The sequence below is a fragment of the Streptomyces sp. NPDC000983 genome (assembly GCF_040299205.1).
Lineage (GTDB): Bacteria > Actinomycetota > Actinomycetes > Streptomycetales > Streptomycetaceae > Streptomyces.
Genome location: NZ_JBEPBM010000005.1, coordinates 1 through 13881, shown reverse-complemented (window position 1 = coordinate 13881; position 13881 = coordinate 1). Strand labels below are relative to the sequence as shown.

The following is a 13881-nucleotide window of genomic DNA, read 5'->3' as shown; positions in this document are numbered from 1 at the left end:
GGCGGCCATCCCCCGTTTCCCCGGGGGTTTGGCCCCGGTGGCCCTGTCGTACCGCCATGACACCGATTAGATTCGGTTCATGGCGGACACCAAGCGCGAGATCGAGCGGAAGTACGAGTCCGACGAGAGCGGCCTGCCGGACCTCACCGGCGTCGCCGGGGTCGCGGCCGTCATCGACAAGGGCATGGCACAGCTGGACGCCACCTACTACGACACCGAGGACGAACGCCTCGCCGCGGCCTCGATCACCCTGCGCCGCCGCACCGGCGGCTCCGACGCCGGCTGGCACCTCAAACTCCCCGTCTCCGCCGGTGTCCGCGACGAGATCCGCGCCCCCCTCTCCGACACCCTGCCCGACGAACTCGCCGGCCTGGTCCGCGCCCGGGTCCGCGGCCACGACGTGGTGCCGCTGGTCCGCCTCGTCTCCGACCGCGACGTCCGCCACCTCGTGGACGGCGACGGCGGCCTCCTCGCCGAGGTCTCCGTGGACGCCGTACGCGCCGAACGCCTCGGCACCGGCGCCGCCGTCCAGTGGACCGAGATCGAGGTCGAGCTGGCCGACGACGGCGACCCCGCCTTCCTCGACAAGGTCGAGAAGCGGCTCCGCAAAGCCGGTGTACGCCCCTCCGCGGCGACCTCCAAACTGGGCAGAGCCCTCGAGGAGACCGCACCCAAGCGCAAGCGCAAGGCGAAGGCCGCACCCGAACCCGGCACCGCCGGCGACCACGTCCTGGCCTACCTGCGCGTCCAGCGGGACGCCATCGTCGAACTGGACTCGGCCGTGCGCCGCGACGCCGAGGACTCCGTCCACAGCATGCGCGTCGCCACCCGCCGCGCCCGCAGCACCTTCAAGTCCTTCCGCAACGTCCTGGACCGCGCGGTCACCGACCCGATCGGCGACGAGCTGAAATGGCTCGCCGGCGAGCTGGGCGTGGACCGGGACCGCGAGGTCCTCAACGAACGGCTCGGCGCCGCCCTGGACGAGGTGCCCCCCGCCCTGGTCTCCGGACCGGTCGCGGAACGGGTCGCCCGCTGGGCGGGGGACCGCCCCGGCGGGGCCGGCGGCCGCCTGATCGGTGTCCTCGACTCCGACCGCTACCTCGCCCTGCTCGACGCCCTGGACACGGTGATCGCCGAGCCGCCCCTGCGCAAGGCCGCCGGAAAGAAGCCCGGGAAGGCGCTCCCCAAGGCCGTGAAGAAGGACTTCGGCAAGGTCTCCGCACTGGTCGAGGAGGCGCTGGAACTGCCCCCGGGCGAGGACCGGGACGTCGCCGTCCACGAGGCCCGCAAGAAGACCAAGCGCACCCGCTACGCGGCGGAGGCCGCCGTGCCCGCACTCGGCCGGCCCGCCAAGGACCTGGCCAAGACCATGAAGTCCCTCCAGAACCTGCTCGGCGAGCACCAGGACAGCGTCATGGCCCGCGGCACCCTCCGCGAACTCTCCGCCGTCGCCCACGCGGCCGGCGAGAGCGCCTTCACCTACGGCCTGCTGTACGGGCGCGAGGAACAGCGGGCGGCGGCCGTGGAGGCCGAGCTGCCCGGCTTCTGGGACGGGATCGAGGGCGCCGCGAAGGCCCTCTGATCCCTCGGACGGTCAGGGGGTGCCCGCGATCGGGTTACGCTGAATGGTCACCCCTGTCCGTTCAGTCCAGCCCATGAAGGTACGCGAGATGCCTGCCGAAGTCGCTGCGTCGGTGTTCCCGCAGCTCGAAGCCCTGCTCCCGCATGTGCAGAAGCCGATCCAGTACGTGGGCGGAGAGCTCAATTCCACGGTCAAGCCGTGGGAGAGCTGCGACGTCCGCTGGGCGCTCATGTACCCCGACGCCTACGAGGTCGGGCTGCCCAACCAGGGCGTCATGATCCTCTACGAGGTCCTGAACGAGCAGGAGGGCGTCCTCGCCGAGCGCACGTACAGCGTGTGGCCGGACCTGGAGGCCCTGATGCGGGAGCACGGCGTCCCGCAGTTCACGGTGGACAGCCACCGCCCGGTGGGCGAGTTCGACGTCTTCGGCCTGAGCTTCTCCACCGAGCTCGGCTACACCAACATGCTCACCGCCCTGGACCTCGCCGGCATCCCGCTGGAGTCCGGGGACCGCACCGTCGACGACCCGATCGTCCTGGCCGGCGGCCACGCGGCCTTCAACCCCGAGCCGATCGCCGACTTCATCGACGCCGCCGTCATCGGCGACGGCGAGCAGGCCGTCCTCGACATGACGAGGATCATCCGGGAGTGGAAGGCCGAGGGCCGCCCCGGCGGCCGCGAGGAGGTGCTCCTGCGGCTGGCGAAGACCGGCTCGGTGTACATCCCGGCGTTCTACGACGTCGAGTACCTCCCGGACGGCCGGATCGGCCGCGTCGTACCCAACCGCTCGGGCGTCCCGTGGCGGGTCTCCAAGCACACCGTCATGGACCTCGACGAGTGGCCCTACCCCAAGCAGCCGCTCGTCCCGCTCGCCGAGACCGTCCACGAGCGCATGTCCGTGGAGATCTTCCGCGGCTGCACCCGCGGCTGCCGCTTCTGCCAGGCCGGCATGATCACCCGCCCGGTGCGGGAGCGCTCGATCACCGGCATCGGCGAGATGGTCGACAAGGGCCTGAAGGCGACCGGCTTCGAGGAGGTCGGCCTGCTGTCGCTGTCCAGCGCCGACCACACCGAGATCGGTGACATCGCCCGCGGCCTGGCGGACCGGTACGAAGAGGACAAGATCGGCCTCTCCCTGCCCTCCACCCGCGTGGACGCCTTCAACATCGACCTGGCGAACGAGCTGACCCGCAACGGCCGCCGCTCCGGGCTCACCTTCGCCCCCGAGGGCGGCAGCGAGCGCATCCGCAAGGTCATCAACAAGATGGTCTCCGAGGACGACCTCATCCGGACCGTCTCCACCGCCTACGGCAACGGCTGGCGCCAGGTGAAGCTGTACTTCATGTGCGGCCTGCCCACCGAGACCGACGACGACGTCCTGCAGATCGCCGACATGGCGACGAAGGTCATCGCCAAGGGCCGCGAGGTCTCCCGCTCCAACGACATCCGCTGCACGGTCTCCATCGGCGGATTCGTCCCCAAGCCGCACACCCCCTTCCAGTGGGCCCCGCAGCTCTCCGCCGAGGAGACCGACGCCCGCCTGGAGAAGCTCCGCGACAAGATCCGCGGCGACAAGAAGTACGGCCGCTCGATCGGTTTCCGCTACCACGACGGCAAGCCCGGCATCGTCGAGGGCCTGCTCTCCCGCGGCGACCGCCGCATCGGCGCCGTCATCCGCGCGGTCTACGAGGACGGCGGCCGCTTCGACGGCTGGCGCGAGCACTTCTCCTACGACCGCTGGATGGCCTGCGCGGACAAGGCGCTGGCCCCCTTCGGCGTGGACGTCGACTGGTACACCACCCGCGAGCGCACCTACGAGGAGGTCCTCCCCTGGGACCACCTCGACTCCGGCCTCGACAAGGAATGGCTCTGGGAGGACTGGCAGGACGCCCTCGACGAGACAGAGGTCGACGACTGCCGCTGGACGCCGTGCTTCGACTGCGGGGTGTGCCCGCAGATGGACACGAGCATCCAAATCGGCCCGACGGGCAAGAAGCTGCTGCCCCTCGCGGTCAAGAACGCGGCGCCGGCGCCTGGCGCGGGCGGTCACTCGCACTGACGCGAGCGAGACGCCGCGGCGCGTGATGGACGCCCCGGACCGAGGTGGGGCGGGTGAGCGGGCTAGCGCGTGTTTCGAAAGTCCCGCCTGCCCCGCGGCGTCTGGCACGCTCGCGGCGTTGCCGAAACGCCCTAATAGCTCCGCTATTAGGGCGCTCCGGCGCCTTGCGATCGCACGCACCAGACGCCGCGGGGCCCGCCCTTCGGGCGGACGACGGGACTTTCGAAACACGCCCTAGCGCGCTGCGGCGCGGTCGCAGTCGGCGAGGGCTGTCTGGCAGCGGGTGGCCCAGTCGTGGATGCCCATCTCGGTGTAGAGGTCCCGGGCCGCGCGGAACGCGGACTTCGCCTGGGCGTACCGGCCCTGGAGGCGGTGGATGTCGCCGAGGCCCATGGTGGCGTTGGCCTGGCCGTGGCGGTTGCCGATGGCCAGGTAGAGGCTCAGGGCGTTCTCGTAGGTGCTGGTCGCCCGGGCGTACTCGCCCTGGAGGAGGTGGACGTCGGCGATGCTCACGGTGGCGTTGGCCTGGCCGTGGCGGTTGCCGAGGGCGTGGCGGAGGGCCAGTGCGTCCCGGTAGGCCGTGGTGGCCGCGTCGTAGCGGCCCTGGTCCTTGTGGACGTGGCCGAGGCCCTCGGTGATGTCGGCCTGGCCGTGGCGGTCGCCGACGGCCTGGTAGAGCGCCATGGCTTCCTGGTAGGTGCTGATCGCCCGGGCGTACCGGCCCTGCAAGCGGTGGATGTCGCCGAGGCTCTTGGTGGCGTTGGCCTGGCCGTGGCGGTTGCCGAGGGCCCGGTAGAGGGCCAGGGCCTCCTGGTACGCGGCGGTGGCCTCGTCGTCGCGGCCCTGCGCCTGGTGGGTGTCACCGAGGCTCCTGGTGGCGTTGGCCTGGCCGAGGCGGTTGCCCAGGGTCCGGTAGAGGGCCAGGGCCTCCAGGTAGGCGGCGGTGGCCTCGTCGTAGCGCCCCTGGCCCTGGTAGATCTCGCCGAGGCCCTGGGTGGTCTGGGCCTGGCCGAGCCGGTTGCCGAGGGCCCGGTAGTGGCTCATGGAGTCCTGGTGGGCGGTGATGGCCTCGTGGTTCCTGCCCTGCAGTCGGTGGATCTCGCCGAGGGCTCCGGTGGCGTTGGCCTGGCCGAGCCGGTCGCCGAGGGCCTGATAGAGGGTCAGGGCGTCCTGGTAGGCGGTGATGGCCTCGTCGTACGTGCGTTGCAGTCGGCGGATGTCGCCGAGGCGTTCGCTGGCGACCGCATGGGCCATGGACTCCGGGGCGGTGGTGTCGAGGACGATCCGTACGAGTTCCTGCGGCTCGATGCAGCGGCCGTCCATGAGCAGCGAGTGGCTGACCTCCAGGAGGAAGTCCTCGTGGGCCGGCCACTCGTCCGTGCCCGCGGTGCGGGCGGCCGTCTGGAGTTCCTGGAAGTGCTCGTCCAGCCATCTGCGGGCCGCCGGCGTCCTCGACTCGTCGTCGGGCGTGCCGAAGTCCAGGGCCTCGCGTGCCCGCAGGAGCCCGGTGCCGAGGTGGTCGTAGAGCCTTGCTCTGCTGGCCGTCTCCTCGTCCGGGGTGGAGTGGGCGGTGGCGGTCTGCCGGGCGTGCGCGAGGCTGCTGTCGTGGAGGCTGTAGCGGTCGGCCTTGCGGACGAGGAGTTGCTCGATCTCGGTGAGGCGGATCGCGACCTCGTGCTCGGGGCGGCCGGCCATCGCGGCCAGGGAGTCGGGGCCGAAGTCGGGGCCGGGGTGCCAGGCGCACTGGTGGATGAGGGTGCGCAGGTCGGGGTCGAGGGCGTTGTAGGCGCTCTGGAAGACCGCGCGTTCGGCGGCGTCGAGGGTGGGGAAGGCGGCGTAGGGGGTCGACCCGGACAGTGCGGCGAGGATCGCGGTGGGGGACGCCCCGCGCAGGAGCCGGGTGCCGATCGGGCCGAGGGCCAGGGCGCTGCCGTTGATGCGGTCGGCGATCCGGTGGAGGTCGTCGGTCTCCGGGGGTACGCCCATCTTGAGCCAGACGGTGACGCAGTGCGCGGGCGGCAGTGGGCGCAGTGCGTGGCGGAAGTCGGCGTCGACGTCGGGGAGTTCCGAGCGGCTGGAGACCATGGCCGCGCTCGGGGCACCCGCGGAGGGCAGGAGCGGGGCCAGTTGGGCGGCGTCGCGGGCGTTGTCCAGGAGCAGGAGCACGGGGTGGCTGTTGAGGTACAGGCGCCACGCCTCGGCGCGTGCGGTGAGGTCCGTGGGGATCTGCTCGGGGCCGTGGCCCGCGTGGTGCAGTTGCTCGGCGATGACCATGTGCGGGTCGCGGGGCTCGCTGTCGGGGGTCCAGCCGCGCAGGTCGATCTCCAGGCAGCCGCCGGGGAAGAGCGAGGTGACCCGGGCGGCCGCGGCCCGCAGCAGTTCGGTCTTGCCCTGGCCGCCGCGGCCGTGCACGACGCACACCGCGCCCGGTTGCGCCACGGCTCCCGCCAGGGCCGTCAGTTCGTCCTCGCGGCCGGTGAAGTAGCGGGTGGCCGCGTAGGCGGTGGCCGGGGCGACGGAGGGTGACAGGGGAGTGGGATGCGGTTCGGTCCGGCGGGCCCTGTTGGTGGCGAGGGGGATGCGGTGGCCGCTGTCCCGGGTGCTCATGCGGGGGGCCGGGATCCGGTGGCCCTCGACGGTGCGGCCCTTCAGGCGCTCGCACAGGGTCTCGTAGATGTCGGCCATGGTCAGGGCGGCCAGGTGCTCGCCGCGTCGGCCGTCGGGGAGGTTGCCGCTCAGGCCGTCGCGCAGGAGCAGGATCAGTTCCCGGGTGAAGACGCTGCCGTCCGGCAGGCAGAGCGAGGGCTCGGTCTCGGCGGAGGAGGTCAGGACGCAGGCGCCCTCGATGTCGAAGTCCGGCGTCCGGCGTTCCCGCGAGGCGCTCATGTGCAGGGCGCCGCCGCTGAAGCAGCAGTCGACGATCACCACGGCGTGCTGGGCCGTGGAGCCGGCCATGATGGCCCGGATCTCGTCGTAGGCGACGGAGTGGTGCGGGCGGTCCGGGCGGGATGCCTGGGTCCCCAGTAAGAGGGAGCGTCCGTCCCGGCCGAAGTGCCCGTGCCCCGCGTAGTAGACGAGCAGCAGGTCCCGGGCGTGGTCCGCGGCGTCCTGCACGGCGTCCAGCAGCGCGGCCGGTGTGCTGTTGGCGGGTACCGCCACGCAGTGTTCGCCGGCGAACCCGCCGACCTCCGCCGCGGTCAGCAGGTCGCGCAGGGCGGGCACGTTGTGGCGTACGCCGTCCAGGGGCGGGAGGTGGTCGTAGGCGTGGACCCCGAACAGCACCGCGCGGGACCCGGACTGGTCGACCGTCATCAGGAGGTCCCGGTGTCCTCGCCGTCGCGGTGCAGTCGCCGCAGCAGCTCCGCGAGTTCCTCGGCCGACAGGTGGCCGATGTCGATCGTGCTGTCCCCGTGGACCAGGGTCCTCGCCCCGCCACCGGTCGAGGTCGGCCTGGTGGTGCGCCAGGTCGCGTAGGCCAGGGCGAAGTTCGCGATGCCGGTGGCGTTGGAGAGGATCACGTCGAGGGCTTCGAGTACGCCCATGGTGGGTCCGTCGCCGGTCACCGGCCGTACGGGGAGCCCCTTCGCGCCGGGATCGCGCCCGAGCCAGGAGTGCAGATCGCTCAGGGCCCGTTCGTCGCCCCCGGCCAGTACCTGGATGTGCATGCCCCGTCGCCCCCGATGTACGCCATCGCCCGATCGTGGACCCAGCGTAGTCACGTCGTGGCTTTCGGGAGCCGTGCTTCCGGGGACGGAGCCGTGACGGCTTCGCAACCCCGCTGGAGCATCCGGACGCGGCGTGGACGCGTCATGTCCGGTATGGAACCGGAGAAGTCGCTGCCCGAGCCCGGGCGATCCGAGCCCGGGCGACCCGAGGGGTGCCTCGTCGTCGCCGTCCGTCTTCCCGTGCGGATCGTGGTGCTGCTGCTGGTCCTGCCGGTGCGGATGGTGTGGGACGCGCTGGTCGTCGGGGGACGGTTCCTGAACGACACCGTGCTGCGGCCGGCGGGCAGGGCGCTGCTGTGGGCCGGGCGGGTGCTGTTGGTGTGGCCGCTCGTCGGGCTCTGGCGGTATGTGCTGGTGCCGCTCGCCCGGGCGCTGGCCTGGCTCGGGAACGTGCTCGTCGTGGTGCCGCTCGTTTGGACGTACCGGTGGGTCCTGACGCCGGTCGGGCACGCGCTGCTGTGGGCCGGACGGGGGGTCTGGGCGGGTCTGGAGTGGCTGTACGCGTCTGTGCTGGCGCCGATCGGGCGGGGCTGCGTGTGGGTGCTGCGGGGCATCGGGGCGGGGCTGGCCGCGCTCGGCGGCTGGGGGTACGCCGGTGCCGCCTGGCTGGTGCGGTACCTGCTGGTCGTACCGGCGCTGTGGGTGTACCGGTGGGTGCTGACGCCCGTGGGGCACGCCCTGCTGTGGGTCGGCCGGGGCGTCGGGTTCGTCCTGTACTGGGGTGCCCGGGGGATCGGGTTCTGCCTGTACTGGGTCGTGCGCGTGCTGGTCGTGCTTCCGGCGGCCGCCCTGTGGCGGTGGGTGCTGGTGCCCGTCGGGAGCGTGCTCGCGTTCGTGGGGCGGGAGGTCTGGGACGCGCTCGGCCACGCCTGGCGGATCGCCGGGCGGATCTCGCTGGCGGTCGGGCGCTTCCTCGCGACCCTCGTGCGGTGGACCTTCGTGGAGCCGGCGCGCTGGGTGTACCGGAGTGTCCTCACCCCCGTCGGGCACGCCGTGCGGGACGCCGTGCTGCGGCCCTGCGCCGAGGCCGGGCGCGCCGTCGGACGGGCCACCAGGCAGGCGCTCGCGTCGGCCCGGGAGTCCGTACGACAGGCCCGGGCCGATGTGCGGCGGATGCTGTTCGGGGAACCCCGTAAGCGGGAAGCGGTGGCCCGGCGGGAACCGCGGGCGGCCGAGACACGTACTCTTGGTAGCAGTACGACCGCTCTCACTAAGGACTGAACGACACTGGGCAAGCGACAGCCCGAAGGCCCGCCGCCCGCACCCGCGGTGCAGCGCATCCGACTGCGCTACACCAAGCGCGGCCGCCTGAGGTTCACCAGCCACCGAGACTTCCAGCGCGCCTTCGAGCGTGCGCTGCGCCGCGCCGAGGTACCCATGGCGTACTCGGCGGGGTTCACGCCGCATCCGAAGGTGTCGTACGCCAATGCCGCACCCACCGGCACGGGCAGTGAGGCGGAGTACCTGGAGATCGCGCTCACCGCGACGCGGGACCCGGAACAGCTGCGGGCCCTGCTCGACGAGTCGCTGCCCACCGGGCTCGACGTCGTCGACGCGGTCGAGGCCCGGACCTCCGGGCTCGCCGACCGGCTGACGGCTTCCGAGTGGGAGCTGCGGCTGGAGGGCGTGGACCCGGCGGAGGCGGAGCGCGCGGTCGCCGCGTTCAACGCCGCCGAGTCCGTCGAGGTCCAGCGGATGACCAAGAACGGTGTCCGTACCTTCGACGCCCGCCCGGCGGTCGTCGATCTTGAAACGCGCAGTTCGACGGCTGATAGGCCGACCGACCAGCCCTGTGCGATACTGCGGCTGGTTGTTCGGCACGTGACGCCTGCCGTTCGACCCGACGACGTCCTGTCCGGTCTCCGCGCCGTGGCCGACCTGGCGCCGCCGGTCCCCGCAGCGGTGACCAGGCTGGCGCAGGGGCTGTTCGATGAAGAGACCGGCACGGTGACCGACCCGCTCGCGCCTGACCGCGAGGCGGCGACGGCCCACACGGCCGGATCCGCTGCCGCCGCGAAGGCGCCGGCGTAAGGAAGGTCCCGCGAAGGGACGGACGTCGTAGCGCCGCCCTCGTACTCGGGAGCCACCTGGGTCGGGCAGCGCACCGAACCAGAAGACTTTCGCCAGGCCGTACGCATGAGGCGTACGGAACCGGCGAGACAGGACACGGAGAGCTCCCGTGCGGCGCCCGCGCCCCGGACGGCGGCAGTCGCGCACGACGCGAGCCGCGGACGTCACCGGCACACCGCCGGACCAGGCGCGGCGCCCGGGAGCCTGACGGGAGAAACGCCCGCATGCTCGAACCGACCGACCCCACCGAGGGTTCCGAATCGAACACCCCCAGCGACACCCTGCCGCCGCGTCGGCGGCGCCGTGCCGCTTCCCGGCCGGCGGGTCCGCCGGTCGCCGACGCCGCGACCGAGGCCGCGCCGGCCATACCGGACGTCGAGGCGGAGCAGGCCGAGGCCGATGAGGCCCAGGCCGAGGAGACCGCGACCGCCGTGACGCCGGAGGCCGAGGAGGCCGCCGTCGCGGTCGCCGACGAGGCCCCCGCCGCCGGCCGTACGCGTCGTCGTGTGGTCCGCCGGGCGTCCGCGCCCGCCGGGGCGCCCGCCGCCGCCGAGGCCGCCGAGACCATCGTCCCCGCGACGGCTTCCGCCGAGGAGTCGGCGCCCGCCACCGAGGGTGTCGAGGCCGCCTCCGCCGCCGCAGCCGTGGAGGACGCCGCCCCGCGTCGCCCGCGTCGGCGCGCCACCCGCAAGGTGGCCACGCCCGCCGCCGAGGCCGAGGCCGTCACCGAGACCGTCGCGCCCGCCGCCGAAGCTGTCACCGCCCCCGAGGCGCAGGCCGCCGCCCCCGTGGAGGAGCCGGCCGCCGAGGAGGCGGCGCCCAAGGGCCGTACCCGCCGCCGGGCCACCCGGAAGGCGGCCACGCCCGAGCCCGTGGAGGCGGCCGAGACCGCCGCCCCCGCCGCCGAGACTTCCGCCGTGGGCGCCGAGCCCGTCGCCGAGCCGGAGTCCGTCGAGGCTCCCGCCGAGGAGACCTCGGCCGCGTCCGAGGACGGCACCCCCCGTCGTACCCGCCGGCGTGCCACGCGCAGCGTGTCCGCGCCCGCCGGTGCGCCCGAGAACGTGGAGGCGAGCGTGACCACTGCCGACGAGAGCGGGACGCCCGAGCCACTCGCCCAGGCTCCCGCCGAGGCCCCCGCGCCCGAGTCCGAGGACGCCGGCCCCCGGCGCCGTCGCCGTGTCGTGCGCAAGGCCGCCACCGGCTTCTCCGAGCCGGCCAAGCCCAGGGCCGCGGCCGCGGCCCAGGAGACCGAGGCCGAGGACGCGGAAGGCGGCCGGCGCCGCCCGGCCCGGCCCGCCGTCGCCGTCTTCCAGCCGCCCGTCTTCACCGAGCCGAGGTTCCAGACGCCGGAGCGCGCCGCGGCCGAGGCCGCCGCCGTGGTCCCGGAGGTGTCCGAGGAGGCGGAGGAGGAGACCGAGGAGTTCCCCGAGGAGCAGACCGGCTCGCGCCGCCGTCGCCGTCGCCGGGGCGCCGCCTTCGCCGAGGAGACCGAGGCCCGCACCGAGGCCCGCACCGAGGGCCGCGGTGAGCACCGCGCCGAGGTCCCTGCGGAGGAGCCCGTCGCCGAGGACGAGCCGGAGGACGAGGCCGAGGACGCCGTCGAGGGCGACGAGGCCGAGGAGACCGGCGCCCGCCGCCGCCGTCGCCGCGGTGGACGCCGCCGTCGTCGCGGCGAGTCCGCCGACGCCGACGCCGAGGCCGGCGACTCCGAGGACGCCGAGTCCGACGAGGCCGCCGCCCAGGCGGCGCAGGACGCCGAGGACACCGCCGAGCAGGAGGAAGAGGACGCGGAGGACGCCGAGGGCGAGGAGTCCGCGGGTTCCTCCTCCAGCAGCCGTCGCCGCCGTCGCCGTCGCCGCCGGGCCGGGGACTCCTCCTCCGAGGCCGAGGCGTCCACCGACGACCCCGAGCGCACCGTCGTCAAGGTGCGTGAGCCGCGGGCGAAGGCCGAGCCGTCCGACGAGGTGCAGTCCATCAAGGGCTCGACCCGTCTGGAGGCCAAGAAGCAGCGCCGCCGCGAGGGGCGCGAGCAGGGCCGCCGCCGGGTGCCGATCATCACCGAGGCCGAGTTCCTGGCCCGCCGTGAGGCCGTCGAGCGCGTCATGGTGGTCCGCCAGCACGGCGACCGCACGCAGATCGGCGTCCTCGAGGACAACGTGCTCGTGGAGCACTACGTCAACAAGGAGCAGTCGACCTCGTACGTCGGCAACGTCTACCTCGGCAAGGTGCAGAACGTCCTGCCGTCGATGGAGGCCGCCTTCATCGACATCGGCAAGGGCCGCAACGCCGTGCTCTACGCCGGTGAGGTCAACTTCGAGGCGCTCGGCATGGCCAACGGGCCGCGCCGCATCGAGTCCGCCCTGAAGTCCGGCCAGTCGGTCCTGGTGCAGGTCACCAAGGACCCGATCGGACACAAGGGCGCCCGTCTGACCAGCCAGGTCTCCCTGCCCGGCCGCTACCTGGTCTACGTCCCCGAGGGGTCGATGACCGGTATCAGCCGCAAGCTGCCCGACACCGAGCGGGCGCGGCTGAAGACCATCCTCAAGAAGATCGTCCCCGAGGACGCGGGCGTCATCGTGCGCACCGCCGCCGAGGGCGCGAGCGAGGACGAGCTGCGCCGCGACGTCGAGCGGCTCCAGGCGCAGTGGGAGGACATCCAGAAGAAGGCCAAGAGCGGCAACGCGCCGACGCTGCTCTACGGCGAGCCGGACATGACGGTCCGGGTCGTCCGGGACATCTTCAACGAGGACTTCTCCAAGGTCGTCGTCAGCGGTGACGACGCCTGGTCGACGATCCACGGGTACGTCTCGCACGTCGCCCCCGATCTCGCCGAGCGGCTGTCGAGGTGGACCTCCGAGGTCGACGTCTTCGCCACCTACCGGATCGACGAGCAGCTCGCCAAGGCGCTGGACCGCAAGGTCTGGCTGCCCAGCGGCGGTTCGCTGGTGATCGACCGGACCGAGGCGATGGTCGTCGTCGACGTCAACACCGGCAAGTTCACCGGCCAGGGCGGCAACCTGGAGGAGACGGTCACCAGGAACAACCTGGAGGCGGCCGAGGAGATCGTGCGTCAGCTGCGGCTGCGCGACCTCGGCGGCATCATCGTGATCGACTTCATCGACATGGTGCTGGAGTCCAACCGGGACCTGGTGCTGCGGCGCCTGCTGGAGTGCCTGGGCCGGGACCGCACCAAGCACCAGGTCGCCGAGGTCACCTCGCTGGGGCTCGTGCAGATGACCCGTAAGCGGGTCGGCCAGGGTCTGTTGGAGTCGTTCTCCGAGACCTGCGTGCACTGCAACGGCCGCGGTGTCATCGTGCACATGGAGCAGCCGACGGCCGCCGGTGGCGGCGGCAAGCGCAAGAAGCGCGGGCGCGGCGGCGACGGGCACGAGCACACGCACGAGACCGCGGCGAGCGCCGTGGAGACCGCCGAGCCGGTCGAGCCGGAGACCGAGACCGTCGCCGAGGTGGCCGCCGAGGCCGCCGAGCCGGTCGCGCTGCCCGCCCCGGAGTTCTCCGCGGACGAGGAGCTGTACAGCAGTGTCGCCGAGGCGGAGGCCGCGGTCGCCCGCGGTGGCCGCGGCCGGCGCCGGGCCGGCCGTCGGGCGTCCGCTCCGGCGGGCGCGCCGAGGGCCGCCGCGCCGACCGCCCAGGACGTGACGGCCGAGGAGGCCGCGCGCCCGGTGGTTGCGGAGCCCGCCGCCGAGGTCAGGGCCGAGCCCGCCGCCCTGGAGGACGCGGTCGTCGAGACCGCGCCCGCCGTGGCCGAGGAGCCCGTGGAGGCCGCGCCGAAGGGCCGTACGCGCCGTCGTGCGACCCGCAGGGTGTCGGCGCCCGAGGGTGCCGAGGCCGCCGTGGTGACCGTCAGCAGCGAGCCCGCGCCCGAGCCGGCCGCCGCGCCGGAGGCCGAGGCGCCCGCCGCCGAGCCGGTCGCCGAGGCGCCCGCCGAGAGCGCCGCCCCGGCCCGTCCGCGCCGGCGCGCGGTGCGCAAGGCCACGGCGCCCACCGCGTCCGAGGAGGCGGCCGTCGTGGTCGTCCCCGCGGCGACCGAGGAAGCGGAGGCCGAGGCCGAGACCGAGGTCGCGGAGGCCGAGGCCGCCGAGGCTCCGGTCAAGAAGGCCGCCGCCCGCCGGACGGCGAAGAAGGCGACCGCCAAGAAGGCCGCCACCAAGAAGACCGCGGCCACCAAGACGGCCGCCAAGAAGACGACGGCCAAGAAGGCGGCCAAGACCGCCACGGCCGCCAAGAAGTCGACGTCGAAGAAGACCGCGGCGGCGGCGCAGCAGGCGCTGCCCACCGTCTCGGCCTCCACCGACGAGGGCTGATCCACCGGGGTGGGGGGGGGGGGGGGGGGGGCCCCCCCCCCCCCGCCCCCCCCCCCGGGGGGGGCGGGGGGCGCGGCCCCCCCCCCAGGGGGACGGGGCAGGGCACAGGGCAGGCCCACA

7 protein-coding genes are annotated in these 13881 nt (G+C 73.6%); 5 read left to right on the top strand and 2 right to left on the bottom strand.

The window, feature by feature from the left end:
- Positions 1-79: 79 nt before the first annotated feature.
- A complete protein-coding gene (locus tag ABT296_RS07115) occupies positions 80-1582 on the top strand; it encodes a CYTH and CHAD domain-containing protein (protein WP_351924128.1) in 1503 nt (500 codons plus the stop codon).
- Positions 1583-1670: 88 nt separating this feature from the next.
- Positions 1671-3641 (top strand): TIGR03960 family B12-binding radical SAM protein, encoded by a 1971-nt coding sequence (locus ABT296_RS07110; protein WP_351924126.1) that lies wholly within the window; start codon positions 1671-1673, stop codon positions 3639-3641.
- Between the two features lie 234 nt (positions 3642-3875).
- Here the strand turns inward: ABT296_RS07110 and ABT296_RS07105 are convergent, their stop codons facing one another.
- Both ABT296_RS07105 and ABT296_RS07100 read right to left on the bottom strand, forming a co-directional pair.
- Complete coding sequence (locus tag ABT296_RS07105; protein WP_351924124.1) at positions 3876-6953, bottom strand: caspase, EACC1-associated type; 3078 nt, start codon at positions 6951-6953, stop codon at positions 3876-3878.
- A complete protein-coding gene (locus ABT296_RS07100) occupies positions 6953-7306 on the bottom strand; it encodes an effector-associated constant component EACC1 (RefSeq protein ID WP_351924122.1) in 354 nt (117 codons plus the stop codon). The genes ABT296_RS07105 and ABT296_RS07100 overlap by 1 nt, the downstream gene beginning before the upstream one ends.
- A 153-nt stretch (positions 7307-7459) precedes the next feature.
- Between ABT296_RS07100 and ABT296_RS07095 the strand changes: the two genes are divergently transcribed.
- The 3 genes from ABT296_RS07095 to ABT296_RS07085 all read left to right on the top strand — a co-directional run bounded on the left by ABT296_RS07095 (position 7460) and on the right by ABT296_RS07085 (position 13761).
- Positions 7460-8587: a hypothetical protein gene (locus ABT296_RS07095; protein WP_351924647.1), complete on the top strand. Its 1128-nt coding sequence runs from the start codon at positions 7460-7462 to the stop codon at positions 8585-8587.
- Between the two features lie 48 nt (positions 8588-8635).
- Positions 8636-9397, top strand: coding sequence for a TIGR03936 family radical SAM-associated protein (locus ABT296_RS07090; RefSeq protein WP_351924121.1), 762 nt, complete (start codon positions 8636-8638; stop codon positions 9395-9397).
- 263 nt (positions 9398-9660) lie between these two features.
- Complete coding sequence (locus ABT296_RS07085) at positions 9661-13761, top strand: Rne/Rng family ribonuclease (RefSeq protein ID WP_351924120.1); 4101 nt, start codon at positions 9661-9663, stop codon at positions 13759-13761.
- Positions 13762-13881: the final 120 nt, after the last annotated feature.

What these genes read in the sequence shown, in the direction of transcription:
- ABT296_RS07115 (WP_351924128.1), top strand. Translation starts at nt 80, where the DNA reads ATGGCGGACACCAAGCGCGAGATCGAGCGGAAGTACGAGTCCGACGAG.
- ABT296_RS07110 (WP_351924126.1), top strand. Translation starts at nt 1,671, where the DNA reads ATGCCTGCCGAAGTCGCTGCGTCGGTGTTCCCGCAGCTCGAAGCCCTG.
- ABT296_RS07105 (WP_351924124.1), bottom strand. Translation starts at nt 6,953, where the DNA reads ATGACGGTCGACCAGTCCGGGTCCCGCGCGGTGCTGTTCGGGGTCCAC.
- ABT296_RS07100 (WP_351924122.1), bottom strand. Translation starts at nt 7,306, where the DNA reads ATGCACATCCAGGTACTGGCCGGGGGCGACGAACGGGCCCTGAGCGAT.
- ABT296_RS07095 (WP_351924647.1), top strand. Translation starts at nt 7,460, where the DNA reads ATGGAACCGGAGAAGTCGCTGCCCGAGCCCGGGCGATCCGAGCCCGGG.
- ABT296_RS07085 (WP_351924120.1), top strand. Translation starts at nt 9,661, where the DNA reads ATGCTCGAACCGACCGACCCCACCGAGGGTTCCGAATCGAACACCCCC.